At 72.4% G+C, this 26728-nt stretch carries 22 protein-coding genes and 1 riboswitch; of the genes, 15 read left to right on the plus strand and 7 right to left on the minus strand.

From position 1 onward, the window contains the following. Positions 1-37: 37 nt before the first annotated feature. Positions 38-1192 (plus strand): citrate synthase, encoded by a 1155-nt coding sequence (locus GTY67_RS27270; RefSeq protein ID WP_161280605.1) that lies wholly within the window; start codon positions 38-40, stop codon positions 1190-1192. Between the two features lie 24 nt (positions 1193-1216). Beyond that, positions 1217-2314 (plus strand): GTP-binding protein, encoded by a 1098-nt coding sequence (locus GTY67_RS27275; protein WP_161280606.1) that lies wholly within the window; start codon positions 1217-1219, stop codon positions 2312-2314. Between the two features lie 33 nt (positions 2315-2347). On the opposite strand, the gene GTY67_RS27280 is transcribed toward GTY67_RS27275, so the two are convergent. Beyond that, a complete protein-coding gene (locus GTY67_RS27280; protein ID WP_093692298.1) occupies positions 2348-4801 on the minus strand; it encodes a DNA topoisomerase IV subunit A in 2454 nt (817 codons plus the stop codon). A gap of 245 nt (positions 4802-5046) precedes the next feature. Between GTY67_RS27280 and GTY67_RS27285 the strand changes: the two genes are divergently transcribed. From GTY67_RS27285 to GTY67_RS27300, 4 genes are all read left to right on the plus strand, one after another. Then, the gene (locus GTY67_RS27285; RefSeq protein ID WP_161280607.1) at positions 5047-6402 is read left to right on the plus strand and encodes a pitrilysin family protein; all 1356 of its coding nucleotides are present in this window, start codon (positions 5047-5049) and stop codon (positions 6400-6402) included. A gap of 26 nt (positions 6403-6428) precedes the next feature. Beyond that, on the plus strand, positions 6429-7799 hold the full coding sequence (locus tag GTY67_RS27290; protein ID WP_093692296.1) for a pitrilysin family protein: 1371 nt from the start codon (positions 6429-6431) through the stop codon (positions 7797-7799). A 223-nt stretch (positions 7800-8022) separates the two neighbouring features. Further along, positions 8023-8189: riboswitch (cyclic di-AMP (ydaO/yuaA leader) on the plus strand. Positions 8190-8202: 13 nt separating this feature from the next. Next, complete coding sequence (locus tag GTY67_RS27295) at positions 8203-9018, plus strand: M23 family metallopeptidase (protein ID WP_093692295.1); 816 nt, start codon at positions 8203-8205, stop codon at positions 9016-9018. A gap of 222 nt (positions 9019-9240) precedes the next feature. Next, positions 9241-9948, plus strand: a complete 708-nt coding sequence (locus GTY67_RS27300; protein ID WP_161280608.1) for a GntR family transcriptional regulator — start codon at positions 9241-9243, stop codon at positions 9946-9948. A 167-nt stretch (positions 9949-10115) separates the two neighbouring features. On the opposite strand, the gene GTY67_RS27305 is transcribed toward GTY67_RS27300, so the two are convergent. Beyond that, complete coding sequence (locus GTY67_RS27305; protein WP_007449776.1) at positions 10116-10397, minus strand: HPr family phosphocarrier protein; 282 nt, start codon at positions 10395-10397, stop codon at positions 10116-10118. 161 nt (positions 10398-10558) lie between these two features. Between GTY67_RS27305 and GTY67_RS27310 the strand changes: the two genes are divergently transcribed. From GTY67_RS27310 to GTY67_RS27325, 4 genes are read left to right on the plus strand one after another with little or no spacing between them, the layout of a single operon-like run. After that, positions 10559-13435 (plus strand): bifunctional GNAT family N-acetyltransferase/acetate--CoA ligase family protein, encoded by a 2877-nt coding sequence (locus GTY67_RS27310; RefSeq protein ID WP_161280609.1) that lies wholly within the window; start codon positions 10559-10561, stop codon positions 13433-13435. 41 nt (positions 13436-13476) lie between these two features. Next, positions 13477-14073, plus strand: a complete 597-nt coding sequence (locus GTY67_RS27315; protein ID WP_093692292.1) for a DUF5998 family protein — start codon at positions 13477-13479, stop codon at positions 14071-14073. Next, positions 14073-15260: a nucleotide pyrophosphatase/phosphodiesterase family protein gene (locus GTY67_RS27320; RefSeq protein ID WP_161280610.1), complete on the plus strand. Its 1188-nt coding sequence runs from the start codon at positions 14073-14075 to the stop codon at positions 15258-15260. The genes GTY67_RS27315 and GTY67_RS27320 overlap by 1 nt, the downstream gene beginning before the upstream one ends. A 44-nt stretch (positions 15261-15304) precedes the next feature. Continuing rightward, positions 15305-15958 carry a thymidine kinase gene (locus GTY67_RS27325; RefSeq protein WP_161280611.1) on the plus strand — a complete coding sequence of 218 codons (654 nt, stop codon included), beginning with the start codon at positions 15305-15307 and terminating at the stop codon, positions 15956-15958. 16 nt (positions 15959-15974) lie between these two features. Here GTY67_RS27325 and GTY67_RS27330 read toward each other — a convergent pair whose 3' ends face one another. Then, positions 15975-16751 carry a VOC family protein gene (locus tag GTY67_RS27330; RefSeq protein WP_093692289.1) on the minus strand — a complete coding sequence of 259 codons (777 nt, stop codon included), beginning with the start codon at positions 16749-16751 and terminating at the stop codon, positions 15975-15977. 236 nt (positions 16752-16987) lie between these two features. Between GTY67_RS27330 and GTY67_RS27335 the strand changes: the two genes are divergently transcribed. Then, positions 16988-17818 carry a sulfurtransferase gene (locus GTY67_RS27335; protein WP_161280612.1) on the plus strand — a complete coding sequence of 277 codons (831 nt, stop codon included), beginning with the start codon at positions 16988-16990 and terminating at the stop codon, positions 17816-17818. Positions 17819-17890: 72 nt separating this feature from the next. On the opposite strand, the gene sepH is transcribed toward GTY67_RS27335, so the two are convergent. After that, complete coding sequence (gene sepH, locus GTY67_RS27340; RefSeq protein ID WP_161280613.1) at positions 17891-18949, minus strand: septation protein SepH; 1059 nt, start codon at positions 18947-18949, stop codon at positions 17891-17893. 495 nt (positions 18950-19444) lie between these two features. On the opposite strand from sepH, the gene GTY67_RS27345 reads away from it, so the two are divergent. After that, entirely contained in the window at positions 19445-20599 is a 1155-nt protein-coding gene (locus GTY67_RS27345) for a hypothetical protein (RefSeq protein ID WP_161280614.1), read from the plus strand. A 73-nt stretch (positions 20600-20672) separates the two neighbouring features. Here GTY67_RS27345 and GTY67_RS27350 read toward each other — a convergent pair whose 3' ends face one another. Together GTY67_RS27350 and GTY67_RS27355 are read right to left on the minus strand one after the other, a co-directional pair. Further along, complete coding sequence (locus GTY67_RS27350; RefSeq protein WP_161280615.1) at positions 20673-21995, minus strand: D-arabinono-1,4-lactone oxidase; 1323 nt, start codon at positions 21993-21995, stop codon at positions 20673-20675. Next, positions 21952-23199, minus strand: coding sequence for an MFS transporter (locus GTY67_RS27355; RefSeq protein WP_161280616.1), 1248 nt, complete (start codon positions 23197-23199; stop codon positions 21952-21954). Before GTY67_RS27355 ends, GTY67_RS27350 begins: the two co-directional genes overlap by 44 nt. 197 nt (positions 23200-23396) lie before the next feature. Between GTY67_RS27355 and GTY67_RS27360 the strand changes: the two genes are divergently transcribed. Continuing rightward, complete coding sequence (locus GTY67_RS27360) at positions 23397-24524, plus strand: ferrochelatase (RefSeq protein WP_161280617.1); 1128 nt, start codon at positions 23397-23399, stop codon at positions 24522-24524. Positions 24525-24656: 132 nt separating this feature from the next. Continuing rightward, the gene (locus GTY67_RS27365) at positions 24657-25457 is read left to right on the plus strand and encodes an inositol monophosphatase family protein (protein WP_093692282.1); all 801 of its coding nucleotides are present in this window, start codon (positions 24657-24659) and stop codon (positions 25455-25457) included. Positions 25458-25550: 93 nt separating this feature from the next. Here the strand turns inward: GTY67_RS27365 and GTY67_RS34695 are convergent, their stop codons facing one another. Then, a complete protein-coding gene (locus GTY67_RS34695) occupies positions 25551-25724 on the minus strand; it encodes a hypothetical protein (RefSeq protein WP_015611953.1) in 174 nt (57 codons plus the stop codon). A gap of 350 nt (positions 25725-26074) precedes the next feature. Here GTY67_RS34695 and GTY67_RS27370 point away from each other — a divergent pair, with 350 nt between their 5' ends. Further along, complete coding sequence (locus GTY67_RS27370; protein WP_006128158.1) at positions 26075-26728, plus strand: response regulator transcription factor; 654 nt, start codon at positions 26075-26077, stop codon at positions 26726-26728.

A 26728-nucleotide genomic window follows, 5' to 3' on the forward strand; every position in this document is an offset into this window, starting at 1 on the left:
TCGAATCAATGTTGCATGCACGGAGGAGAGATCGGCCATGACCACCACCCCTGTCGTCCCCGCCGTCCCCCGCGGTCTCGCCGGCGTCGTCGTCACCGACACCGCCCTCGGCGACGTCCGCGGGCGCGAGGGCTTCTACCACTACCGGCAGTTCTCGGCGATCGAACTCGCGGAGACCCGCAGCTTCGAGGACGTCTGGTACCTGATGTTCCACGGCGAGCTGCCCGACCGGGCGGCGGCCGCCGACTTCACCGCCCGCACGGCGAAGCTGCGCGCGCTCCCCGCCGAGGTACGCGAGGCGCTGCCCGCCATCGCCCGCGCGGGCGCCGTCTCAGGGCCGCTCGCCGGACTCCGTACGGCCCTGTCGCTGCTCGGAGCCGCCGGCGGATACCGCCCGGTCTACGACCTGGACGCCGGGAGCCGCCGCGCGGACGCGCTGGCCGCCTGCGCCGCCGTACCCACGATCCTCACCGCGCTCCAGCGCCTCGGCGAGGGGCTCGAACCCGTCGAACCCCGCGAGGACCTGCCGTACGCGGCCAACTACCTCTACATGCTCACCGGTACGGAGGCGGAGCCCGAGCGGGTCCGGGCCGTGGAGCAGTATCTGATCTCCACCGTGGACCACGGCTTCAACGCCTCCACGTTCACCGCCCGGGTCGTCGCCTCCACCGGCGCCGACGTCGCCGCCTGCCTGGTCGCCGCCGTCGGCGCGCTCTCCGGACCGCTGCACGGCGGAGCCCCCAGCCGGGCGCTGGACACCCTGGACGCCATCGGCACCCCGGACCGCATCGACGGCTGGATCCGCGAACAGGTCCTCTCCGGCCGCCGCATCATGGGCTTCGGCCACCCCGTCTACCGCACCGAGGACCCGCGCTCCCGGATGCTCAAGTCCATCGCGCAGGGCTTCGGCGGGCCGCTCGTCGACTTCGCCGTCGAGGTCGAACAGCAGGTGGAGGCCATCCTCGCCGAGCTCAAGCCGGGGCGTGAGCTGCACACCAACGTCGAGTTCTACGCCGGGGTCGTCATGGAGCTCTGCGGGCTGCCGCGCACGATGTTCACGCCCACCTTCTGTGCGGCGCGGGTGATCGGGTGGAGCGCCAATATCCTGGAGCAGGCGGAGGACTCGAAGATCATCCGCCCGGCGGCCCGCTACATCGGCACACCCCCGCCGCAGCCGGTCCCCGCGCCCTGACCGCCCAGCCGAGGAAGGCCCCCGTTGACCCCGCCCCGCACCCAGCAGATCCCGGTCGTCGTCTTGGCGGGCTTTCTCGGCTCCGGCAAGACCACGCTCCTGAACCACCTCCTCCGCAACCGCGAGGGCACCCGGATCGGCGTGATCGTCAACGACTTCGGGGCCATCGAGATCGACGCCATGACCGTCGCGGGGCAGGTCGGGTCGACGGTCTCCCTGGGCAACGGCTGCCTGTGCTGCGTGGTCGACGCGAGCGAACTCGACACCTTCCTGGAGACGCTCACCCGCCCCTCCGCCGGGCTGGACCTGATCGTCATCGAGGCGAGCGGCCTCGCCGAACCCCAGGAGCTCGTACGGATGCTGCTGGCCAGCGAGAACCCGCACATCCTGTACGGGGGTCTGGTCGAGGTCGTCGACGCCGCCGAGTTCGACGGGACCCGCGAGCGCCACCCGGAGATCGACCGCCATCTCGCCGTCGCGGACCTCGTCGTCCTGAACAAGACCGACCGGGTGGGGGAGGCGGAGCAGGAGCGGCTGCGCGCGGCGGTCGCGGAGCTGAGCCGGCCCGCCGCCGTGATCTCCGCCGTGCACGGCCGGATCGACCCCGAGCTGCTCTTCGATCCCGCGCTGCGGCCGGACGGTGAGGAGAAGGTCCGTCAGCTGACCTTCGAGGACCTGCTGCGGGAGGAGGAGGGCGACGGCGACCATGGGGACCATCTGCACGCGGCGTACGAGAGCGTCGACTTCACCTCGGACGTCCCCATGGACCCGCGCCGCTTCATCGCGTTCCTCGACTCGCGGCCCGAAGGCCTCTACCGGATCAAGGGGTTCGCGGACTTCGGCGCGGGGGACCGGGACAACAAGTACGCGCTGCACGCGGTCGGCCGGTTCCTGCGTTTCGTGCCGCAGCCGTGGGCGCGGGGCGAAGAGCGGCTCACCCAGCTCGTCATGATCGGCGCCGGGATCGACGCCGAGGCGCTGCGGGCCGGGCTGACCGCCTGCCGGGCCGAGCCCGGTCCCGCCGCCCCGGACACCGAACGCGCCATGTGGGGCGTGCTCCGGTACGTACAGCAGGAGCCGGAGCCCGAGGACGTACGAGAAGGAGCGGCCGCGGAGGCGTAACGCCCCCTGGCCGCTCCTGGTCGTGCGGAGGGCCTACAGCGGCGGCCCCGCGATCACGGCCACCTTCTCCAGCAGCGGCGTGCCCGAGCCGTCGCGGCGCGGGTCCGGCTCCGGCAGCTTCGCCGGGGTGCCGTTCTTCTGCGCGGCGCGGGCCGGGGTGGCGCCCGCCCAGGCGAAGACCAAAACGTCCTCACCCTTCAGGAACCGCTGGCAGCGCACCCCGCCGGTCGCCCGGCCCTTGCGCGGGTACTGGTCGAACGGGGTGAGCTTCGATGTCAGCACCGAGTCGTCCAGCGTCCCGTGCGAACCGGCCACCGTGAACACGATCGCGTCCGACGCCGGGTCCACCGCCGTGAACGACAGCACCTCGGCCCCCGCCCCCAGCTTGACGCCCGCCATGCCTCCGGCGGCCCGGCCCTGCGGACGCACCGAAGCCGCCGGGTAGCGCAGGAGCTGGGCGTCGGAGGTGATGAAGACCAGGTCCTCCTCGCCCGTACGCAGCTCGGTCGCGCCCACGATGCGGTCACCGTCCTTGAGGGTGATGACCTCCAGCTCGTCCTTGTTGGCCGGATAGTCCGGCACGACGCGCTTCACCACACCCTGGAGCGTCCCGATCGCCAGCCCGGGCGATGCCTCGTCCAGCGTCGTGAGGCAGATCAGCTCCTCGTCCGCCTCCAGATTCAGGAACTCCGAAATCATCGCCCCGCCCGACAGGTTGGGCTCCGCGTGCGTGTCCGGCAGCTGCGGCAGGTCGATCACCGAGAGCCGCAGCAGCCGCCCGGTGGAGGTCACCGCCCCCACATCGCCGCGCGCCGTCGCCGCGACCGCCGAGACGATCACGTCGTGCTTGGTGCGCCGGGCGTCCTCGGAGATCTCGACCGGCTCCGCGTTGGCCGTACGGGCCAGCAGCCCGGTCGAGGAGAGCAGCACCCGGCACGGGTCGTCGGCGACCTCCAGCGGCACGGAGGCGATCTGCGAACCGGCCGACTCCAGCAGCACCGTGCGCCGGTCCGTGCCGAACTTCTTCGCCACCGCGGCCAGCTCCGTGGAGACCAGCTTGCGCAGCTCCGCGTCCGACTCCAGGATCGCGGTCAGCGCCTCGATCTCAGCGTTGAGCTTGTCGCGCTCGCTCTCCAACTCGATCCGGTCGAAGCGGGTGAGCCGGCGCAGCGGGGTGTCCAGGATGTACTGCGTCTGGATCTCGCTCAGCGAGAAGTGCGCCATCAGGCGCTCCTTCGCCTGCGCCGAGTTGTCGCTGTCCCGGATGATCCGGATGACCTCGTCGATGTCGAGGAGGGCGACGATCAGACCTTCGACCAGGTGCAGCCGGTCGCGGCGCTTGGTGCGGCGGAACTCGCTGCGCCGGCGCACCACCTCGAAGCGGTGGTCGAGATAGACCTCCAGCAGCTCCTTGAGGCCCAGGGTGAGCGGCTGCCCGTCGACCAGCGCCACGTTGTTGATGCCGAAGGACTCCTCCATCGGCGTCAGCTTGTAGAGCTGCTCCAGCACCGCTTCCGGCACGAAGCCGTTCTTCACCTCGATGACCAGACGCAGGCCGTGCGCCCGGTCGGTGAGGTCCTTGACGTCGGCGATGCCCTGGAGCTTCTTCGCCGAGACCAGGTCCTTGATCTTGGCGATCACCTTCTCCGGGCCGACGGTGAAGGGCAGTTCGGTGACGACGAGGCCCTTGCGGCGTGCCGTCACGTCCTCCACGGCGACGGTGGCGCGGATCTTGAACGTGCCGCGGCCTCCCGTGTACGCGTCCTTGATGCCGTTGAGGCCGACGATACGGCCGCCGGTGGGCAGGTCGGGGCCGGGGACGAAACGCATCAGCGTCTCGACGTCGGCGCCCGGGTGCTTGATGAGGTGGCGGGCGGCGGCGATGACCTCGCCCAGGTTGTGCGGGGGCATGTTGGTCGCCATGCCGACCGCGATCCCCGAGACCCCGTTGACCAGGAGGTTGGGGTAGGCCGCCGGGAGGACGACCGGCTCGCGCTCCTGACCGTCGTAGTTCGACTGGAAGTCGACGGTGTCCTCGTCGATCGCCTCGGTCATCAGCGACGTGGCGTCGGCCATCCGGCACTCGGTGTACCGCATGGCGGCCGGCGGGTCGTCGTTGCCGAGGGAACCGAAGTTGCCGTGGCCGTCGACCAGCGGGAGCCGCATCGAGAAGGGCTGCGCCATCCGCACCAGGGCGTCGTAGATCGACGCGTCACCGTGGGGGTGCAGCTTGCCCATGACCTCGCCGACGACGCGCGCGCACTTCACATAGCCGCGGTCGGGGCGCAGTCCCATCTCGTTCATCTGGGACACGATGCGCCGGTGCACCGGCTTCATGCCGTCGCGGGCGTCGGGCAGGGCCCTGGAGTAGATCACCGAGTACGCGTACTCGAGGAAGGAGCCCTGCATTTCGTCGACGACGTCGATGTCGAGGATCTTCTCCTCGAAGTCGTCCGGCGGCGGGGTCTTCGTGCTACGGCGGGCCATCGCGGCTGCGACTCCTTCTCGGATTCACGGATTCTGATCGGACAACCTGGGGTACTGATGCGGACCATTGTGGACCGCCGCACTGACAACGCGGACCTCGACCCGTCCGAAGCGGCCCGGGGCGGCGCGGCCCGGGACACCATCGACGGAAACTTCCACGGACGGGAACTTCGCCAGGTGCCGGTGCGCTTGCTTAGAGTGGCAGGTCTGGCAGGAAGTCCAGTATCGCGATCGAAGGGACGTACATGCCCATGGGTCACACGGCCACAGCACAGGCCGGCTCCGGCGGCTTGACAGCGACCGAGCACCGCCTGGCCAACGGCCTGCGTGTGGTGCTCTCCGAGGACCATCTGACCCCGGTCGCCGCGGTCTGCCTCTGGTACGACGTCGGTTCGCGCCACGAGGTCAAGGGGCGCACCGGTCTGGCTCACCTCTTCGAGCACCTGATGTTCCAGGGCTCGGGACAGGTCAAGGGGAACGGTCACTTCGAGCTCGTCCAGGGGGCCGGCGGCTCGCTCAACGGGACGACCAGCTTCGAGCGGACCAACTACTTCGAGACCATGCCCACCCACCAGGTGGAGCTGGCCCTCTGGCTGGAAGCCGACCGTATGGGCTCCCTCCTCGCCGCCCTCGACGAGGAGTCCATGGAGAACCAGCGCGACGTCGTCAAGAACGAACGGCGCCAGCGCTACGACAACGTGCCCTACGGCACCGCGTTCGAGAAGCTCACCGCCCTCGCCTACCCCGAGGGCCACCCGTACCACCACACCCCGATCGGCTCCATGGCCGACCTGGACGCGGCCACGCTGGAGGACGCCCGCGCGTTCTTCCGTACGTACTACGCGCCCAACAACGCGGTGCTCTCCATCGTCGGGGACATCGACCCCGAGCAGACCCTCGCCTGGGTCGAGAAGTACTTCGGCTCCATCCCGTCCCACGACGGCAAGCAGCCGCCGCGCGACGGCACCCTGCCCGAGATCATCGGCGAGCAGCTGCGCGAAGTGGTCCACGAGGAGGTCCCGGCGCGTGCGCTGATGGCCGCCTACCGCCTCCCGCACGACGGCACCCGCGCCTGTGACGCGGCCGACCTGGCGCTCACCGTGCTCGGCGGCGGCGAGTCCTCCCGGCTGCACAACCGCCTGGTCCGCCGCGACCGTACGGCGGTGGCGGCGGGCTTCGGGCTGCTGCGGCTCGCCGGGGCGCCCTCGCTGGGCTGGCTGGACGTGAAGACGTCCGGCGGGGTCGAGGTGGAGACGATCGAGGCCGCAGTCGACGAGGAGCTGGCCCGGTTCGCCGAGGAAGGCCCCAGCCCCGAGGAAATGGAGCGCGCCCAGGCGCAGTTGGAGCGCGAGTGGCTGGACCGGCTGGGGACGGTCGCGGGCCGCGCCGATGAACTGTGCCGCTACGCGGTCCTGTTCGGCGACCCGCAGCTCGCCCTGAGCGCCGTGGGACGCGTCCTGGACATCACCGCGGAGGAGGTGCGCGCGGCGGCCCGGGCGGCCCTGCGCCCCGACAACCGGGCGGTGCTGGTCTACGAGCCCATCGAGCCGGCCGAGGATGCCGACGAGGCCACCGACGCGCCCGAGGGGGCGGACAAGTGAGCGACGCCGCCGTGACTGGAGTAGCCATGGAGTACCACCCGCAGCCGACCCCGGGCACCGCCCGGCCGTGGGCCTTCCCCGCGCCCGAGCGCGGCGCCCTGCCCAACGGGCTGACCGTGCTGCGCTGCCACCGCCCCGGCCAGCAGGTCGTGGCCGTGGAGATCTTCCTGGACGCGCCGCTGGACGCCGAGCCCGAGGGCCTGGACGGCGTGGCCACGATCATGTCGCGCGCGCTCTCCGAGGGCACCGACAAGCACACCGCCGAGGAGTTCGCCGCCGAGCTTGAGCGGTGCGGCGCCACCCTGGACGCGCACGCCGACCACCCCGGCGTCCGGGTCTCCCTGGAGGTCCCGGCCTCCCGGCTGGCCAAGGCGCTCGGCCTGGTCGCCGAGGCCCTGCGCGCCCCGGCCTTCGCCGAGAGCGAGATCGAACGGCTCGTCGGCAACCGCCTCGACGAGATCCCGCACGAGCAGGCCAACCCGTCCCGGCGCGCCGCCAAGCAGCTCTCCAAGGAGCTCTTTCCGGCCACCGCCCGGATGTCCCGCCCGCGACTGGGCACCGAGGAGACCGTGCGGCGGATCGACGCCGCTGCCGTACGCGCCTTCTTCGACGCCCACGTCCGCCCGGCCACCGCCACGGCGGTCATCGTCGGCGACCTGACCGGCATCGACCTGGACGCCCTGCTCGCCGACACCCTCGGCGACTGGTCGGGCAACACGGCCCAGGCCCGCCCGGTCCCGCCGATCACCGCCGACGACACCGGCCGCGTGGTCATCGTGGACCGCCCCGGCGCGGTCCAGACCCAGCTGCTGATCGGCCGCATCGGCCCGGACCGCCATGAGAGCGTCTGGCCCGCCCAGGTGCTCGGCACCTACTGCCTTGGCGGCACGCTCACCTCCCGGCTGGACCGGGTGCTGCGCGAGGAGAAGGGCTACACCTACGGCGTACGCGCCTTCGCCCAGGTCCTGCGCTCCACCGGCCCCGACTCGGGCGGCGCGGCGATGCTCGCCATCAGCGGTTCGGTGGACACCGAGTCCACCGGACCGGCGCTGGAGGACCTCTGGAAGGTCCTGCGGACCCTGGCGGCCGAGGGGCTGACGGATGCCGAGCGGGAGACGGCCGTGCAGAACCTGGTGGGCGTCGCCCCGCTGAAGTTCGAGACGGCCGCCTCGGTCGCCAGCACCCTGGCCGACCAGGTGGAGCAGCACCTCCCCGACGACTACCAGGCCCAGCTGTACGCCCGCCTCGCCGAGACGGGCACCGTGGAGGCGACCGCGGCCGTGGTCAACGCCTTCCCGGTGGACCGGCTGGTCACGGTCCTCGTGGGCGACGCGGCACAGATCGCGGAGCCGGTGAAGGCGCTCGGCATCGGAGAGGTGACCGTCGTCAGCGGCTGACACCGCGTCGGCACACACCAGGACGAAGAGGACCCCGGCGGAGCTTCAGCCGCCGGGGTCCTCCTGTTTGTCCGTTAAGTGCGGTTACTTCACCTTGTTGTGAATCGCCGCTGTCTGTCCTGTGGGATGCGCGACAAATCCGCCTGTCCGTTTGGTGATGGGAAGTCGCCTTGTCTAGCGTCGGCCCGGCTGTCCGTCACCCGTATGCCGCACCCGCGGCGCCGGGCAGCGATCGCCGAGTCCCCGTCAGGCGCGAGCCTGGGGAGCCGGGGACCCACGCAGTCCCTGGGGTGAATCGGATCCCCGTGCCGTGACCCGGCGCGGAGCTCCGTAGGAGACCTTCCTGCTCCGAACCCGTCAGCTAACCCGGTAGGCGAGAAGGAAGGAAAGGATCAGCCCCTCCATGGCGTTCACCCGCCCCACCGGGAAGCACCGTGCCCCGAGCCGCCTGACGCGCCGCAGCGCCCAGGTCGCCGGCGTCGCGGCCCTGGCCACCACCGGCGTCCTCGGCTCCCTGGCCTCCCCGGCCGCCGCAGCCGACTCCGAGGCCCCCAAGGTCGCCGAGACCGGACTCACCCAGGCCATCGCCCTCGACGCCACGCTCGCCGAGCAGATCGACGCCCAGGCCCAGGCACAGCACCAGCAGGCCGAAGCGATCGCCAGGGCGAAGGCCAAGGCCGCCGCCGAGGCCAAGGCCGAGGCCGCGAAGGCCAAGGCGAAGGCGGAGGCCCTGCGCAAGGCCGAGGCCCGCGCCAAGGAGGTCCGCGAGGAGAAGGCCCGGGCCGCCCGCGCCGCCGAGCGCGCCCGCCTCAACGCCTTCCACCTCCCGGTCGCCGGCTCGTACGTCACCACCGGCTACAAGTCCGGCGGCGCCCTCTGGTCCTCCGGCAGCCACTCCGGCGTGGACTTCCGCGCCGCCTCCGGCAGCTCCGTCGTCGCGGTCGGCGCCGGTACGGTCGTCGAGGCCGGCTGGGGCGGCGCGTACGGCAACAACATCGTGCTCCGGATGACGGACGGCACGTACACCCAGTACGGCCACCTCTCCTCGATCGGCGTCTCCGTCGGCCAGAGCGTCACCTCCGGCCAGCAGATCGGCCTCTCCGGCTCCACCGGCAACTCCACCGGCCCGCACCTCCACTTCGAGGCCCGGACCACCCCGGAGTACGGCTCGGACATGGACCCGGTCGCCTACCTGCGCTCGCACGGCGTGAACGTCTGACCCCACCGCGCGCGACCTCGCCACCCGAAGGCCCCGGCTCCCCGCCGGGGCCTTCGGCATGCGCCGGGAAAGCCCCGTACCGCGCCCCGCCACTCCCGAGCCTTGGCCAGAAGATATCCATCAATTCCGGCCTGCCATCGGAAATTCCGGCAGATTGCAATAGAGTCACGGAACAGGCGTCGGCCGGCCGCGTTTCGCGGGGATTAAGGCGGAGGTTCGGACATGCGCATTCCCGCGCATTCGGTATGCACGGCAATCCGTGACGACATCGTCTCCGGTGTCTACGAGCGCGGCAGCCGCCTCACCGAGGAGCTGCTGGCACGGCGGTACGGGGTCTCCCGCGTCCCGGTGCGCGAGGCGCTGCGCACCCTGGAGTCCGAGGGCTTCGTCGTCACCCGCAGGCACGCCGGGGCCTGTGTCGCCGAGCCCACCGAGCAGGAGGCCGCCGACCTGCTGGAGGTGCGGATGCTGCTGGAGCCGCTCGGCGCCGCCCGGGCCGCCCAGCGCCGTACGGAGGCCCACCTCAAGGTGCTCCGCGGGCTGGTCAGGCTGGGCCAGGAGCGGGCCCGGCGGGGCGAGGGGGAGGATCTGCGGTCGCTGGGCGGCTGGTTCCACGAGACCCTCGCCCAGGCCTCCGACAGCCCCGGCCTGATCGCCCTGCTCACCCAGCTCAGACACAAGGTCGCCTGGATGTACGCCGTGGAGCAGCCGGCCCGCCCGGTCGACTCCTGGGCCGAGCACGGGGCCATCGTGGACGCGGTGGCGCGCGGCGACGCGGAACGGGCCAGGGCGCTGACCGCCCAGCATGCGGAACGGGCCGCCGGGGCGCACCGGCTGCGCCGCCCGGACCGCCCCGGCCGGCGCGCGGCACCCCCGCCCCGGGTGAGTTCTTTGCAACACGGCGTAAACATCGCGGGTGTCCGCCATTAACAAGGACGCCGTATACAAAGAGAAGTAATTGCCGAGGGCTTTATTCGCGCTGCCCGAATTAAGTGGTGACTGGCCGCTGTATCGGCGCCGTGAATAACGAAAGAGCCGTGGCCCCCTTCAGGGGAACCACGGCTCAAGTCCGTCGCCGTTGTACGGCCCGGGGATCGTCAGACGGTCTCGGGAAGCTCTTCGAGACCCTCGGCGACCAGCTTCGCCAGACGGTCCAGAGCGGCCTCGGCGTCATCCGCGTCGGACGCGAGCACGATCTCCTCGCCACCCTGCGCGCCCAGACCCAGCACCGCGAGCATGGAGGCGGCGTTGACCGGGTTGCCGTCGGCCTTGGCGATCGTCACGGGGACGCCGGAGGCCGTGGCGGCACGGACGAAGATGGAAGCGGGGCGGGCGTGCAGGCCCTCGGCCCAACCGACGTTTACGCGGCGCTCAGCCATGGTTCTGCCCTTCACATATCAACGGTTGTCTAGACCAGTCTCTCATGCGGTGCGTACTGCTGTGCCCGGCCTCCCCTCCGACAAGCCCCTGTCCCGGCCGTCCTCAGACTGCCCCGGTACCGATCCCTCCGCGACCGGGATGTCGGCCGTAGGCTTTGCCCATGGAGCCCAAGCCGGAGCTAAGTCCGCATCACGCGTACCCCGACCACTGGGAAGCGGACGTGGTGCTCCGCGACGGTGGCACCGCGCGCATCAGGCCGATCACCACGGACGATGCCGAGCGGCTGGTCAGCTTCTACGAGCAGGTCTCCGACGAGTCGAAGTATTACCGGTTCTTCGCCCCGTACCCCCGCCTGTCCGACCGGGACGTGCACCGCTTCACCCATCACGACTACGTCGACCGGGTGGGACTGGCCGTCACGATCGGCGGCGAGTTCATCGGCACCGTCCGCTACGACCGCATCAACGAACAGGGCAGGCCCGCCTCCGCCCCCGCCGACGAGGCCGAGGTCGCCTTCCTCGTCCAGGACGCCCACCAGGGCCGCGGAGTCGCCTCGGCGCTGCTCGAACACATCGCCGCCGTCGCCCGCGAGCGCGGCATCCGCCGCTTCGCCGCCGAGGTGCTCCCCGCCAACAACAAGATGATCAAGGTGTTCCGGGACGCCGGCTACACCCAGCGGCGCAGCTTCGAGGACGGCTCCGTCCACCTCACCCTCGACCTCGAACCCACCGAGAAGTCCCTCGCCGTCCAGCGCGGCCGCGAGCAGCGCGCCGAGGCCCGCTCGGTCCAGCGCCTGCTGGCCCCCGGCTCCGTCGCGGTGATCGGCACCGGCCGCACACCCGGGGGAGTGGGCCGCACGGTCCTGCGCAACCTCCTCGCCGCGGGCTTCACCGGCCGCACCTACGCCGTGAACCGCGCCTTCGACGAGGGCCTGGCCACCCTCGACGGGGTCCCCGCCCACCGCTCGCTCGGCGAGATCGACGAGCAGGTGGACCTGGCCGTCATCGCGGTCCCCGCCCACCGGGTCCCCGAGGCCGTCGCGGACTGCGGCGAGCACGGCGTCCAGGGCCTCGTCGTCCTCTCCGCCGGATACGCCGAGCGGGGCTCGGCCGGGCGCGAGCTCCAGCGCGAACTGGTCCGCCAGGCCCGCTCGTACGGCATGCGCATCATCGGCCCCAACGCCTTCGGCATCATCAACACTGCCGAATCCGTCCGGCTCAACGCCTCCCTCGCCCCCGAGTCGCCCGCGCGCGGCCGGATCGGCCTGTTCACCCAGTCCGGCGCGATCGGCATCGCCCTGCTCTCCGGCCTCCACCGGCGGGGCGCGGGCCTCTCCTCGTTCATCTCGGCGGGCAACCGGGCCGATGTCTCCGGCAACGACTTCCTCCAGTATTCGTTCGAGGACCCGGACACCGACGTCGCCCTCCTCTACCTCGAATCGCTCGGCAACCCCCGCAAGTTCACCCGCCTCGCCCGCCGCACCGCCGCCCTGAAGCCCGTCGTCGTGGTGAAGGGCGCCCGGCACAGCGGCACCAACCCGCCCGGCCACGCCGTCCCCGTCAGCCGCATCCCCGACGCCACCGTCTCCGCCCTGATGCGGCAGGCGGGCGTGATCCGGGTCGACACGGTGACCGAGATGGTGGACGCCGGGCTGCTCCTGGCCGGTCAGCCGCTCCCGGCCGGGCCCCGGGTCGCGATCCTCGGCAACTCCGAGTCCCTCGGCCTCCTCACGTACGACGCCTGCCTCGCCGAGGGGCTCCGCCCGCGCCCGCCGATCGACCTCACCACGGCCGCGTCCCCGCAGGACTTCAAGGACGCGCTGGCCGAGGCGCTCGCCGACGGGACCTGCGACGCCGTGATCGTCACCGCCATCCCGTGGGTGGGGGAGAACGGCGAGGCCGAGACCGGTGACGGCGAGGTGCTGGCCGCCGCCCTGCACGGTGCCGCGGCCAAGAGCCCCGCCAAGCCCGTCGCCGTCGTCCATGTGGAGATCGGCGGCCTCGCGGAGGCCCTGGCCGCCGCGAGCAGCACGGCCGCACCCCGCACCCGGCCCACCACGCTCGCCGCGCAGCCCCACGGCCCGTCGGGAGCGCCCGCCCCCACGGAGACCGCACCCCGGGAAGCCGGGGAAGCCGAAGGGGCCGAGGCTCCCGCCCGCCCCGGCCGCATCCCCGCCTACCCCGCCGCCGAACGGGCCGTACGGGCGATGGCCGAGGCCGTGAAGTACGCCCAGTGGCGGCGCCAGGCGGCCACCCCCGGCAAGGTGCCCGAGTTCCTGGACGAGACCACCGACGAGCCCGGCACCGCCGCCCTGATCGACACCCTGCTCGGCGCCACCCCCGACCCGCGCGGCCGCTCCCTCTCCCACGACGAGGCCCGCGAGCTGCTCGGCCGCTACGGCATCCCCGTACGCCCCACGCTCCCCGCCCCGGACCCCGAGGCAGCGGTGGCGGCGGCCGCCCGCCTCGGCTACCCGGTGGCGCTGAAGACCACCGCACCCCACCTGCGCCACCGCGCCGACCTCGGCGGCGTACGGCTGGACCTCGCGGACGAGGACGCCCTGCGCCGGGCGTACGGGGAGTTCACCGAGCTGCTCGGCAGGCCCGCCGAACTCCTCCCGGTCGTCCAGTCCATGGCCCCGCGCGGTGTGGACACGGTCCTGCGGGCCTCCATCGACGCCGCCGCCGGGGCCGTCCTCTCCTTCGGCCTGGCGGGCGCCCCCTCCGAGCTGCTCGGCGACACCGCGCACCGGCTGGTCCCGGTCACCGACCGCGACGCCGCCGAGCTGATCCGGTCGATCAAGGCGGCTCCGGTCCTCTTCGGCTGGCGCGGCTCGGCCCCCGTCGACACCCCGGCCCTGGAGGAGCTGCTGCTGCGGCTCTCCCGGCTGGTCGACGACCACCCCGAAGTGGTCTCCGTGGCGCTGGAACCGGTGGTCGTGGCCCCCCAGGGCCTCACCGTGCTCGGCGCGAGCGTCCGCCTCGCCCCGCCGCCCCCGCGCGGCGACCTGGGCCCCCGCCGCCTCCCGAACTACTGACAGGTCCCAGGCAGCCACCGGCCCCCCGTAGGATGGTGCACATGGCAAAGACCGGTACGACGACCCAGGGGCTGCGCGCGGCGATCGAGCGCAGCGGCTACTACCCGGCCCTCGTGGCCGAGGCGGTCGAGGCCGCCGTCGGCGGGGAGCCGGTCGCCTCGTACCTGGTCCATCAGGAGACCACGTTCGACTCCAACGAGGTCCGCCGCCATGCCACGGTCCTCGTCCTGACGGAGAACCGCTTCATCGTCAGCCACACCGACGAGCAGGCCGCCGACACCAGCTCCCCGACGCCGTACGCCACCACCTCCACGGAGTCGGTCAAGCTGGACCGGATCTCCTCCGTCGTGGTCAGCCGTGTGGTGGCCAACCCGGAGAAGTACGTCGCGGGCACGCTGCCCCGCGAGGTCGTCCTCACCATCGGCTGGGGCGCGGTCTCCCGGATCGACCTGGAGCCCGCCGCCTGCGGCGACGCCAACTGCGAGGCAGACCACGGCTACACGGGCAGCTCCACCGCCGACGACCTGAGCCTGCGCGTCAGCGAGGCCGGTGACGGTCCCGACGCCGTCCGCCAGACCCTCGCCTTCGCCCAGTCGCTCTCCGAGGCCACGGCCGCCACCGCCGCGACCGGCCGGTGATGGCCCAGCCGGCCTGGCAGGACCCTGTCCCGCTCGCTCTCGACACCGCCCCCGTCCCCGCGTACGGCAACGGCTCGCTCGCCGACCTGCTGCCGACGCTGGCGGCCGGGCAGGGGGTGGAGGGCCTCACCGCCACCATTCCCGAGCTGACGCCCGCCGACCGCAACTGCGTCTTCCTGATCGACGGCCTCGGCTGGGAGCAGATCACGTCCCACCCGGACGAGGCCCCTTTCCTGCACTCCCTGCTCCCCACCTCGCGCGGGGGCACCGGGCAGCCGATCACCGCGGGCTTCCCCTCCACCACCGCGACCTCCCTCGCCTCGGTCGGTACGGGGCTGCCGCCCGGCGAGCACGGCCTGCCCGGCTACACCGTGCGCAACCCGGAGACCGGCGCGCTGATGAACCAGCTCCGCTGGAAGCCGTTCACCGCGCCCAGGGTCTGGCAGCCCTACCCCACGGTCTTCCGGCTCGCCGACGCGGCGGGCGTGCACACCGCCCAGGTCTCCTCCCCGGACTTCGAGCAGACCCCGCTCACCAAGGTCGCGCTCAGCGGCGGCTCCTTCCTCGGCCGGCTCTCCGGCGAGGACCGGATGGACGTGGCCGCCCAGCGCCTCGCCGCCGGTGACCGCTCGCTCGTCTACACGTACTACAGCGAGGTCGACGGCAAGGGCCACCGCTTCGGCGTCGACTCCGACGCCTGGCGCGGCCAGTTGATGTACGTCGACGGGCTCGCCCAGCGCCTCGCCGAGCAGCTGCCGCCGCGCTCCGCGCTGTACATCACCGCCGACCACGGCATGATCGACATCCCGTTCGACGAGCAGTCCCGGATCGACTTCGACGAGGACTGGGAGCTGCGCGCGGGCGTCGCGCTGCTCGGCGGCGAGGGCCGCGCCCGCCACGTCTACGCGGTGCCCGGTGCCCAGGGCGACGTCCTCGCCGTCTGGCGCGAGGTGCTCGGCGAGCAGTTCTGGGTGGCGAGCCGGGACGAGGCGATCGCGGCGGGCTGGTTCGGGCCCGTCGTCGACGAGCGGGTGTACGGCCGGATCGGCGATGTGGTCGCCGCCGCCCACGACGACGTCGTCATCACGGCGTCCGTCAACGAGCCGCACGAGTCGGCGATGGTCGGCATGCACGGCTCCCTGACCCCCGTCGAACAGCTCGTCCCGCTGCTCGAAGTACGCTCGTAACCGCGTTTCCCCCCTCCGCTGTTCTGAAAGGTGCTCGTCCCCTCATGCCCGAGCTGGTGTTCTTCTCCGGAACCATGGACTGCGGAAAGAGCACGCTGGCCCTCCAGATCGGCCACAACCGCTCCGCGCGAGGCCTCCAGGGCGTGATCTTCACCCGCGACGACCGGGCGGGCGAGGGCAAGCTCTCCTCCCGGCTCGGCCTGGTGACGGACGCCGTCGAGGCGGACGAGGGCATGGACGTGTACGCGCACATCGTCGACCGGGTCAGCCGCGGCGGCCGGGCCGACTACGTCATCGTGGACGAGGCGCAGTTCCTCGCCCCGGTCCAGATCGACCAGTTGGCCCGCGTCGTCGACGATCTGGGCCTGGACGTCTTCGCGTTCGGCATCACCACGGACTTCCGCACGAAGCTCTTCCCCGGCTCCCAGCGGCTGATCGAACTGGCCGACCGGATAGAGGCCCTCCAGGTCGAGGCGCTCTGCTGGTGCGGCGCCCGCGCCACCCACAACGCCCGTACGGTGGACGGCGAGATGGTCGTCGAGGGCGCGCAGGTCGTCGTCGGAGACGTCAACCGGCAGGCGGGCGAGGTCGGTTACGAGGTCCTGTGCCGCCGCCATCACCGCCGCCGGCTCACCGCGGAGACGGCCCGCGCGGGCACGCTCTCCCCGGACGTGCTCCCTGTCGCCGCCGAGAGCTAGCCGACCCGAAGGCGCTTCAGCCCTCGGACGACCGTACGATCGTGAAGGCGGCGCCCTCCGGATCGGCCACCGTCGCCAGCCTGCCGCTCGCCCCCTCGCGCGGCGGCTGCACAACGTGGCCGCCCAGCTCCACCACCCGCGCGGCGGACTCGTCGACGTCGGCGACCTCGAAGTACGTCATCCAGTGCGGGCCCCGGTCGCGCGGCAGCGACTGGCCGACCCCGTGGAGGGCGGCCACCGGGCGGCCCTCCAGGTGCAGGGTCTGGTAGTCGAAGTCGGCGGAGACCACCGCCTCGGTCTCGTAACCGAAGACCGTCTGGTAGAACTTCGCGACCATCGAGGTCTCCCGCGTCACCAGCTCGTTCCAGACGGGCGTGCCGGGGACGCCCGCCGTCATCGTGCCGATGTGCTCCGAGCCCTGCCAGACGCCGAAGACCGCCCCGCCCGGGTCCGAGGCGATGGCGAGCCGCCCCGCCTCGCCCGCGTCGATCGGCCCGACCGCGACCGTGCCGCCGCAGGACCGGATCGCCTCGGCCGTCAGGTCGGCGTCGTCCGTCGCCAGGTAGGTGGTCCAGGCGATCGGGAGGTGCCGGTCGGGCGGCAGCTGGCCGATGCCCGCGACCTCCTTCCCGTCGAGGAGTCCGCGCACATAAGGGCCCAGCTGGTCGGGGCCCGGCCGGAACTCCCAGCCGAACAGGGCTCCGTAGAACTCCTGGGTCGCGCTCAGGCCGTGCACGATCAGACTCACCCAGCAAGGTGTTCCGGGCGTGCGCCGGGCAGCAGCCTCGGTCATCGTCTTGTCTCTCCTCGGACCGTTGTGGTGGTCGTACGGGGGAACGGGGCGGTACGGCCGTCCCGGGTCAGGACGCGGTCCGCACACCCCGTGCAGATGCTCGCACCACCCGGCGCCGGTGCGGCCCCGGCCGCGCCGCGTTCCCCGGGTTCTCGACGGGCGAGGACCGCTTCGGTGCGGTACGTCCGCCCAGGCGCTGGTACGGGTGCCACGGCCTCTGCGCGAGGATGGCACCCATGAAGCCCATCATCACCGCATCCGAATGCGCGAGCGAGTCGGCGGGACCGCGGCCCCCGGTGCTCCTGGACGTCCGCTGGCAGTTGGGTGGTCCGCACGGCCGCCCCGACTACGAGGCCGGCCATCTGCCCGGCGCCGTCTTCGTCGACCTCGATACGGAACTGGCCGGACCGGCGGGCAGCGGCGGCCGCCACCCCCTCCCGGACCCGGAGGCCTTCGGCGCCGTGATGCGCCGCGCCGGGGTCGGCCAGGACACCCCGGTCGTGGTCTACGACGGCGGGCGGGGCTGGGCCGCCGCGCGCGCCTGGTGGCTGCTGCGCTGGACGGGGCACCAGAATGTACGGGTCCTGGACGGCGGGCTCGCCGCGTGGACCGGTGACCTCTCCACCGAGATCCCGCACCCGGCCGAGGGCGATTTCCGGCCGAAGCCGGGGGCCCTGCCCACCCTGGACGCGGACGCGGCCGCCGCGCTCGCCCGTACGGGGCTGCTCCTGGACGCCCGGGCGGCCGAGCGCTACCGGGGCGATGTGGAGCCGATCGACCGCGTCGGCGGCCACATCCCTGGCGCGGTCTCCGCCCCGACCACGGCGAACGTCGCCGAGGACGGCCGCTACCTTCCGGCCGGACAGCTCGCCGAGCGGTTCACCGCACTCGGGGCGGGGAAGAGTGGCGAGACCGTCGGCGTCTACTGCGGATCGGGAGTCTCCGGCGCCCACGAGGTGCTGGCCCTGGAGATCGCCGGAATCCGTGCCGCCCTCTACCCCGGCTCCTGGTCCGAGTGGTCCGCCGACCCCGCCCGCCCGGTCGCCACCGGCCCCGAGCCGGCCTGATAAGCGCGACGACGGAGAGAGGCCCGTACGCCATGGCGTACGGGCCTCTCTTCTGCTGACCGGCACTCCCGGTCAGTCCTGCTTCTTGCGTCGGGTGCCGAAGACGATCTCGTCCCAGCTCGGCACGGCCGCCCGGCGGCCCGGCCGGACCCCGTCCGCCTCGGCCTGGCGGTCCGTCGTCCCGGTCAGCCGGTCGCGGTGACCGGCCACCGCCCGGGGCATCAGCACATCCGCGTACGCCGCACCGGCACCGGCCGAAGCGGCGGCGGCGGGCGGCTCGTCCGCCTCGGTCTCCTCCTCGGCGGCCGGCTCCAGCGCGGGCGGCTCGGGCTGTGTGGGCCGCTCCGGGACGACCATGTCGCCCCGGAAGCTCGGCACCGCCTCCAGCAGGCTGGTCAGCGAGTCACGCTCACCGGCCGATGCGCTGCTCACGTACTCCTCCGGCTCGGAGGCCGGTGCGGGCCGTTCGATCTGCCGGTCGAGAGCGCGGTCCAGCGGCCGGTCGCGCGGCAGCCGGGCGATCCGGGGCACGAACGGGAAGCTCGGCTCGGGCGCGGCGCCGTCGCTCTCACCGATCAGCGAGCGCGCCTCGTCGTCCACGGCCTGGACCAGCCTGCGCGGCGGGTCGTACGTCCAGCTCGCCGAGTGCGGTTCGCCCGCGACCCGGTAGACGAGCAGGACCTCCCAGGTGCCGTCGTCGCGGCGCCAGGAGTCCCACTGGACGGTCTCCTTGTCGGCGCCGCGCAGCAGCAGCCGCTCCTGCACCGCCTCGCCGAGCTGGGGACCGGTGTTCTCGCCGGGACGGCGCACGGGAGTCTTCCGGGCCCGCTCGGCCATGAAGGCGCGCTCCGCGAGCACGGGGCCCTCGAAGCGGCGTACACGGTCGACCGGGATCCCGGCGAACTGGGCGACCTCCTCAGCGGAGGCACCGGCCCGTATGCGGGCCTGGATGTCGCGGGGGCGGAGGTGGCTCTCCACCTCGATCTCGATCTGGCCGAGCCGGGCGCGGTCGTTGCGCACGGCGGCGCGCAGCCGCTCATCGATCGGAAGCGTGTATTCCGTGCTGTCGGCAGCCTTGAGCACCAGTCGTGTGCCGTCGTTGGAGACGGCCACGACACGCAGTTCGGGCATGGGGACCTCCCGGGTGGTGCCTGCCGACGTCACGTGCGTCGCTGCTTCCGCTAGTCGAGTGTGACCTGCCCGGGTGCAGCCTGCCACAACCTTGCCAAGTTGCCCGGCGTGTCGGGCGCTCGTCCTGGAACGCCGCCATGGCACGGTTGTCTCTTGCGTCCCAAAGTGACCGATTTGGCCGCTCTGTACAGCAAACACCCGTGCCATGCCTTGGCGCTGCCGGTTCGAGTGCCGCTGCCGGCCCCTCTCCCGTAGCTGCGGATCCCCACGTGGGAGTCCGCCCCAGGGCTCGTACGGTACTCCATTCGGGCCACTTGGGTGGACCGGCGCGCCGCCGAACTTCTCGGGAGGCACGGGAGTTGGGTTACCCGGTTCTCCGTGAAATGCCCCTGATGCGTGTTGTGCTTCACACAATCGCCGGAAACGGAACTATCCACTTCGCTCATTTGTCCCTTCCTGTTGCATGGTGGGAGAGATGTCAAGCAGGGGCTGGTAATGGTTCAGAAGCCGGAAAGTGACATAGAACCCAAGGAAAGGCGCATAGATCTGAGTCTGCCGCAGGTCGCCGGGAGCGCGGTGGCCGCGGTCGCGGCAGCCGTGGCGGCCTCGCAGCTGGGGGTGTACGGCACGATCGCCGGGGCGGGCGTGATGAGCGTCGTCGCCACCTGCGGGGGCTCCGTCTTCCAGCACTTCTTCCGCCGCACCGGCGAGCAGATCCGTGAGGTGACCGTCCAGGTGACCCACCCGGAGGGCCGCCAGGTGACGGTGCACACGAAGGAGACGACCCCATCGGCGCACAGAGCCGCCGAGCGGCGTCCGCAACCGGAGTCCGCACCGGCTCCGGCGGACGACGCCACCACGGTGCTGCCCACGGTCGACCCGGGCTCGGTGCCGGAGATGGTCCCGGAGGGGGAGAGCACACAGCTGCCGCGGCCCGCCGCCGATACGGACCGGACGCAGATGCTGGACCTCGGCGACGCGCGCACCCGGATGCTGCGGGCGCAGCCCGGGCCGGGCGTGGAAGCCGGGTCCGGCCTGGACGGTACGCAGTTGCTGCCGCAGGCGGAAGAAGCACCGGCCGCCCCCGACGACGCGTTCACCGAGGGCACCACCCACGGCACCCGGCTGCGCGGCTGGAAGCGCCCCGCGCTCGCGGCCGCCGCGGTCTTCGCCGTCTCCATGGCCGGGATCACCGTCTTCGAGATGATCTCGGGCAACGACCTGAGCGGCGGCAAGGGGACCACCATCAGCTCCGTCGTACGCGGCGGTGGCGGCGACCGCGACTCCGGCCCGTCCGACCCCACGCCCTCCGGTGACACCGGCCAGGACGGGGGAGGGGACGGGCAGCAGGAGACCCCGGGCAGCGGCACCGGATCCGCCCCCGCCACCGACCCGGGCGGCGACGGCAGCGGCACGAGCCCCGACCCCGGTACGGGAACGGGCGGCGAGAACCCCGGCACCGGGACCACCACCCCCACGCCGACGCCGTCCACCTCGGGCGACGGGCAGACCACGCCCGCCCCGACGCCGACCCCGTCCACCCCCGGTGGCGGCGGGACCGGCGCACCGGATCCGACGACCGCCCCGGGCAACGGCGCCGCCGCAGGCCAGGGCGAGCAGGCCCCGCCCGCCAACGGCACCACCGAGTGACCGACGTACGGCATACGCACATCGGCCCCCTTGCGACGGAAGACGTCAAGGGGGCCGATGGCGTGACCGGGGCTCAGTCGCCGAGGACGCGCCGCAGGTAGTCGTTGCCGAACATCCGGTCCGGGTCGAGTCGGTCGCGCAGCGCGGTGAACTCGCCGAAGCGCGGGTAGACCTCCGCCAGATAGGCCGCGTCCCGGGTGTGGATCTTGCCCCAGTGCGGGCGGCCCGCGTGCGCGGTCATGATCCGCTCCACCGCCGTGAAGTACGAGCGGTGGGGCGTGCCCTTGTAGAGGTGGACGGCGATGTACGCGCTGTCGCGGCCCGAGGCCGTCGAGAGGGCCATGTCGTCGGCGGGCGCGGTGCGCACCTCGACCGGGAAGCTGACCTTCAGCGGTGAGCGCTCCACCATCGCCTTCAGCTCCCGCAGCGCCGCCACGGCCTGCTCGCGCGGAACGGCGTACTCCATCTCCACGAACTTCACCCGGCGCGGGCTGGTGAACACCTTGTACGGGATGTCGGTGTAGGTCCGGGCCGAGAGGGCGCGGCTGGAGAGCTTGGCGATGGAGGGGATGGTCGCCGGGACCGCCCGCCCGACCGAACAGGCCACCTGGAAGATGCCGTTGGAGAGCAGCTCGTCGTCGATCCAGCTGCTCACCCTGCCGGGCGGGGCGGCCGGGCCCGCGCTGCGGTTGTTGCGCTTGGTGTTGCAGTTGCCGGTGTGCGGGAACCAGTAGAACTCGAAGTGCTCGTTCTCGGCGACCAGCTGGTCGAAGTCGCCAGTCACCCGGTCGAAGGTCATCGGCTCCTCACGGGCGGTCAGCAGGAAGACCGGCTCCACGGCGAGGGTGACGGCGGTGATCACCCCGAGGGCGCCGAGCCCGACCCGGGCGGCGGCGAACACCTCCGGGTTCTCCTGCTCCGAGCAGACCAGCACGGTGCCGTCGGCGGTGACCAGCTCCAGGGCGCGGATCTGGGCGGATATCGACGCCGAGTCGCGGCCGGTGCCGTGCGTCCCGGTGGAGGTCGCCCCGGCGATGGTCTGCTCCATGATGTCGCCCATGTTCGTGAGCGAGAGCCCCTCACGGGCGAGCGCGGTGTTGAGGCGCTTGAGCGGAGTGCCCGCCTCCACGGTGACGGTCATCGCCTTGCGGTCGATGTCCCGGATGCCGGTGAGCAGGTCAGGGCGTATCAGCACGCCGTCGGTGGCGGCGGTGGCCGTGAAGGAGTGGCCCGTGCCGACCGGCTTCACCGTGAGGCCGTCCGCGTGCGCCCGGCGCAGTACGTCGACGAGCTCGTCCACGGATGCGGGGGACTCGGTCCTGGCAGGCCGGGCGGTGACGGTCCCCGCCCAGTTACGCCACGCGTTCGTCGTCGTCCGTGCGTAGGTCTCGGTCATCTTCCCCGCGCCCTCCCGTAGGAACCGGCTTCGCCAGCCGGCGATACCCCAGGAACGCCACCGCCGCCGCGAGCGCTCCCGCCATGGCGGGCACCGCGTACCCCGCCTTCGCCCCGGCGGCGTCGACCACCCAGCCGGCGGCCGAGGAGCCGAGCGCCACTCCGACCGCGAGCCCGGTACTGGTCCAGGTCATGCCCTCGGTCAGCTTGGTGCGCGGTACGTGCGCTTCGACGAGGGCCATGGTGGTGACCATCGTCGGTGCGATGGCGAGGCCCGCGACAAAGAGCGCCACGGCCAGCAACGCAAGGTTCCCGGCCAGTTGGAGGGGGATCATACTCACGGCCATCGCGCAGACACCCACCAGCCACCTCGTCGCGGGCTTCCCCTTCAGGTGCAGCAGCCCGAAGACTGCCCCCGCCAGGCAGGAGCCGAGCGCGTAGACGGCCAGCACGAGGGAGGCCGCGGCCTTGTGGCCGCTCTCCTCGGCGAAGGCCACGGTCACCACGTCGACGGCCCCGAAGATCGCGCCCGTCGCCACGAAGGTGATCACCAGGACCTGGAGGCCCGGCGAGCGCAGCGCCGAGCCGCCGGTGTGCTGGGACTTGGGGTGCGGGATCGGTTCGGTGGCGCGCTGGGCGGTCAGCCAGAAGACCCCGACCAGCAGGAACGCGGCGGCGATCAGCGGACCGGCCTCCGGGAACCAGGCGGTGGAGAGCCCGATCGAGATGATCGGCCCGAAGATGAAGCACACCTCGTCGACGATCGACTCCCAGGAGTACGCCGTGTGCAGCTCACGGCTGGAACCCCGGTAGATCGCCGCCCAGCGGGCCCGGACCATCGACCCGACGCTCGGCACACAGCCCGCGCCCGCCGCGAAGACGAACAGCGTCCAGTCCGGCGCCCCCTGCTGGGCGCAGATCAGCAGCCCCGCCACCGCCGCCACCGAGGCCAGGGTGGCAGGGCGCAGCACCCGACGCTGCCCGTACCGGTCGACCAGGCGCGAGACCTGCGGGCCGAAGACCGCGGCCGCCATGGCGAGGGTCGCGGTGAGCGCCCCGGCCAGCCCGTAGCGGCCGGTCAGCTGGGAGATCATGGTCACGACGCCGATGCCCATCATGGACAGCGGCATCCGCCCGAAGAAGCCTGCGGCGGAGAACCCCTTGGTGCCGGGGGCGGTGAAGATGGCGCGGTAGGGGCTGGGCAAGGGGGTACTCCGGTCGTGCCTGTCATGCGTGTAGCGGGCTGATACAGCTTACGGCCGGGCGGCGGCGCTGGACACCGGATTCCGGAGCGTCCGGGGGCACGGAACGGGCGTACGTCCGACAAGGGTTCCGGCTCTTGCCGACGGGGCGTCGGATGTCGGTTGCCGCGCTGTCGGCGGCGGGTGGCAGGATCGATGCCATGTCCGATCTGCGCGATCCCGCTCCCTACGACGCCCTGCTGCTGCTCTCCTTCGGCGGTCCCGAGGGCCCGGACGACGTGGTCCCGTTCCTGGCGAACGTGACCCGCGGCCGGGGCATCCCCGAGGAACGGCTCAAGGAGGTCGGGCAGCACTACTTCCTCTTCGGCGGGGTCAGCCCGATCAACGCCCAGAATCGCGCGCTGCTGGACGCCCTCCGCAAGGACTTCGCCGACCACGGCCTTGACCTGCCGGTCTACTGGGGCAACCGCAACTGGGCGCCGTACCTGACCGACACCCTGCGCGAGATGACCGCCGACGGGCACCGCCGGATCGCCGTCCTCGCCACCAGCGCCTACGCCTCGTACTCGGGCTGCCGCCAGTACCGCGAGAACCTCGCCGAGTCGCTGTCCGCCCTGGAGGCGGAGGGCCTCGACGTGCCGCGCGTGGACAAGCTGCGCCACTACTTCAACCACCCCGGCTTCGTGGAGCCCATGGTCGACGGAGTGCTCGCCTCCCTCGCCGACCTCCCCGACGACGTCCGCGCGGGCGCCCACCTCGCCTTCACCACGCACTCCATCCCGACCTCGGCCGCCGACGCCTCGGGGCCCATGGAGGCGCACGGCGAGGGCGGGGCATACGTCGCGGAGCACCTGGACGTCGCCCGGCTGATCGTGGAGGCGGTGCGCGAGGCGACCGGCGTCGACCACCCCTGGCAGCTCGTCTACCAGTCCCGCAGCGGCGCCCCGCACATCCCGTGGCTGGAGCCCGACATCTGCGACCACCTGGAGACCCTCCACGGCGAAGGCGTCCCCGCGGTCGTGATGGCGCCCATCGGCTTCGTCTCGGACCACATGGAGGTCCTGTACGACCTCGACACCGAGGCCACCGCGAAGGCCGCCGAGCTGGGGCTGCCGGTCCGCCGGTCCGCGACGGTGGGCGACGACCCGCGCTTCGCCGCCGCCGTACGGGATCTGGTCCTGGAGCGCGCGGCGCGTGAGCGGGGGAGTGCGGTGAAGCCCTGCGTGCTGGGGTCCCTCGGCCCGTCCCACGACCTCTGTCCGGTCGGCTGCTGCCCGGCCAGGGCCCCCAAGCCCGCGGCGGCGGGCGCCGACAGCCCGTACGCGTAACGCCGCTGCCGTACGCAGTTACGCGTGAAGCCGCTGCCGTACGCAGTCACGCGCAGAGCCGCTGCCGTACGTGCAGAGACCCCCGCCGTCCGCGCAAAGCCCCTGTTTCCGTCGAGTCCCCTGGGAGCCCCCGTGACCGACCCCGCCCTGTCCGAGCTGCTGGACCTCGCCCTGGAGGCCGCGCGCCGCGCCGGAGCCCTGCTGCGCGACGGCCGCCCCGCCGACCTGGGGGTGGCCGCGACCAAGTCCAGCCCCATCGACGTGGTCACCGAGATGGACATCGCCGCCGAGAAGCTGATCACCGGCTACCTCTCCGACTTTCGCCCCGACGACGGCTTCCTCGGCGAGGAGGGGGCCAGCTCCCCGGGCTCCACCGGCATCCGCTGGGTCATCGACCCGCTGGACGGCACCGTGAACTACCTGTACGGCCTGCCGACCTGGGCGGTCTCCATCGCCGCCGAGCGCGACGGCGAGCGGGTCGTGGGCGTCGTCGAGGCCCCGATGCGCCGGGAGACCTACCAGGCGGTCCTGGGCGGTGGCGCGTACGCGAACGGCAACGCGCTGCGCTGCCGCCCCGCCCCGCCGCTGGACCAGGCGCTCGTCTCGACCGGCTTCAACTACGTCAGCAAGGTCCGCAGCCACCAGGCGGACGTGGCCCAGCAGCTGATCCCCAGGCTCCGGGACATCCGGCGCAGCGGTTCGGCCGCCGTCGACCTCTGCGACGTGGCGGCGGGGCGGCTGGACGGCTACTACGAGCGCGGGCTGCACCCCTGGGACCTGGCCGCGGGCGACCTGATCGCGCGGGAGGCGGGCGCGCTGACCGGCGGCCGCCCGGGGCTCCCGGCCGACGGCGACCTCACGGTGGCGGCCACCCCCGGCGTCTTCGAGCCGCTCCAGGCCGCGCTCGACGAGCTGGGCGCCTGGCACGACTGACGCCGAAGGCCCTGGTGGGAGCTGTGGGGCCGCAGGGCACAGCAGAGGGCCCCGGATGCCGTTGCCGGTATCCGGGGCCCTCTGTCGTACGGCTCAGACGCTTGTGGCGCCGATTTCCACGCCGTGCTCGGCCGCGAGGCGGTGCAGGTCGTCCAGCTCGCCCTGCTCGACATCCGCCAGGAAGTCGTCGCCGTCCTCGCGAGCCCGCGTGAGGTCGGACTCGGTGCTCTTGATGCGTTGCAGCAGACCTGCGGTGAAAGCGTCCATGATGCGCCCCCTCATCGTGGGTCGGTGGCACGGGGGTGTGCCCGGGATTCCTCCGGCAGGGGAGCCGGAGGGGCGGGTGATCTCGCCGCTTCTCCGGGGATACGGAGCGGGGCCGTGGCATGCCATGGGCCGGGCGTGATCGCGGGTGTGAACCCCTCATCCCCATACGCAGTCTCAGAGAAACCTCAACTGACCGGTAATTCCGCCGCATTCCCCGGGTCCCATCGGCCCGAGCGCCGTCTTACCGCCGGTTTATACGCGTTGCGGGCAGGATGGACGCACACGGTCGACCTCCCCTGGGGGCCGTTCGCTGTGTGAACCCGTAGAAGGACCTAGGGAAGGACTGCGCTGTGCGCGTACTCGTCGTCGAGGACGAGCAGCTGCTCGCCGATGCGGTGGCCACCGGACTGCGCCGGGAGGCCATGGCCGTCGACGTCGTCTACGACGGTGCCGCGGCTCTGGAGCGCATCGGGGTCAACGACTACGACGTCGTCGTGCTGGACCGGGACCTCCCGGTGGTGCACGGCGACGACGTCTGCCGCAAGATCGTGGAGCTCGGCATGCCCACCCGCGTGCTCATGCTCACCGCCTCCGGTGACGTCAGCGACCGGGTCGAGGGCCTGGAGCTGGGCGCCGACGACTACCTCCCCAAACCCTTCGCCTTCAGCGAGCTGACCGCCCGGGTCCGCGCGCTGGGCCGCCGTACGACGGTGGCGCTGCCCCCGGTCCTGGAGCGGGCCGGCATCAAACTCGACCCGAACCGCCGCGAGGTCTTCCGGGACGAGGTGGAGATCCAGCTCGCCCCCAAGGAGTTCGCGGTGCTGGAGGTCCTGATGCGCAGCGAGGGCGCCGTCGTCTCGGCGGAGCAGCTGCTGGAGAAGGCCTGGGACGAGAACACCGACCCCTTCACCAACGTGGTGCGGGTCACGGTCATGACGCTCCGCCGCAAGCTCGGCGAACCGCCCGTCATCGTCACCGTGCCGGGCTCCGGATACCGGATCTGA

Source organism: Streptomyces sp. SID8374 (genome assembly GCF_009865135.1).
GTDB lineage: Bacteria > Actinomycetota > Actinomycetes > Streptomycetales > Streptomycetaceae > Streptomyces.

Excerpts from the sequence above, each read along its gene's own strand:
- GTY67_RS27350 (WP_161280615.1), bottom strand. The coding sequence starts at position 21,995 with ATGACCGAGACCTACGCACGGACGACGACGAACGCGTGGCGTAACTGG.
- GTY67_RS27335 (WP_161280612.1), top strand. The coding sequence starts at position 16,988 with ATGAAGCCCATCATCACCGCATCCGAATGCGCGAGCGAGTCGGCGGGA.
- GTY67_RS34695 (WP_015611953.1), bottom strand. The coding sequence starts at position 25,724 with ATGGACGCTTTCACCGCAGGTCTGCTGCAACGCATCAAGAGCACCGAG.
- GTY67_RS27325 (WP_161280611.1), top strand. The coding sequence starts at position 15,305 with ATGCCCGAGCTGGTGTTCTTCTCCGGAACCATGGACTGCGGAAAGAGC.
- GTY67_RS27360 (WP_161280617.1), top strand. The coding sequence starts at position 23,397 with ATGTCCGATCTGCGCGATCCCGCTCCCTACGACGCCCTGCTGCTGCTC.
- GTY67_RS27320 (WP_161280610.1), top strand. The coding sequence starts at position 14,073 with ATGGCCCAGCCGGCCTGGCAGGACCCTGTCCCGCTCGCTCTCGACACC.
- GTY67_RS27290 (WP_093692296.1), top strand. The coding sequence starts at position 6,429 with ATGGAGTACCACCCGCAGCCGACCCCGGGCACCGCCCGGCCGTGGGCC.
- GTY67_RS27270 (WP_161280605.1), top strand. The coding sequence starts at position 38 with ATGACCACCACCCCTGTCGTCCCCGCCGTCCCCCGCGGTCTCGCCGGC.
- GTY67_RS27315 (WP_093692292.1), top strand. The coding sequence starts at position 13,477 with ATGGCAAAGACCGGTACGACGACCCAGGGGCTGCGCGCGGCGATCGAG.
- GTY67_RS27345 (WP_161280614.1), top strand. The coding sequence starts at position 19,445 with ATGGTTCAGAAGCCGGAAAGTGACATAGAACCCAAGGAAAGGCGCATA.
- GTY67_RS27295 (WP_093692295.1), top strand. The coding sequence starts at position 8,203 with ATGGCGTTCACCCGCCCCACCGGGAAGCACCGTGCCCCGAGCCGCCTG.
- GTY67_RS27280 (WP_093692298.1), bottom strand. The coding sequence starts at position 4,801 with ATGGCCCGCCGTAGCACGAAGACCCCGCCGCCGGACGACTTCGAGGAG.
- GTY67_RS27285 (WP_161280607.1), top strand. The coding sequence starts at position 5,047 with ATGCCCATGGGTCACACGGCCACAGCACAGGCCGGCTCCGGCGGCTTG.
- GTY67_RS27305 (WP_007449776.1), bottom strand. The coding sequence starts at position 10,397 with ATGGCTGAGCGCCGCGTAAACGTCGGTTGGGCCGAGGGCCTGCACGCC.
- sepH (WP_161280613.1), bottom strand. The coding sequence starts at position 18,949 with ATGCCCGAACTGCGTGTCGTGGCCGTCTCCAACGACGGCACACGACTG.
- GTY67_RS27310 (WP_161280609.1), top strand. The coding sequence starts at position 10,559 with ATGGAGCCCAAGCCGGAGCTAAGTCCGCATCACGCGTACCCCGACCAC.
- GTY67_RS27300 (WP_161280608.1), top strand. The coding sequence starts at position 9,241 with ATGCGCATTCCCGCGCATTCGGTATGCACGGCAATCCGTGACGACATC.
- GTY67_RS27330 (WP_093692289.1), bottom strand. The coding sequence starts at position 16,751 with ATGACCGAGGCTGCTGCCCGGCGCACGCCCGGAACACCTTGCTGGGTG.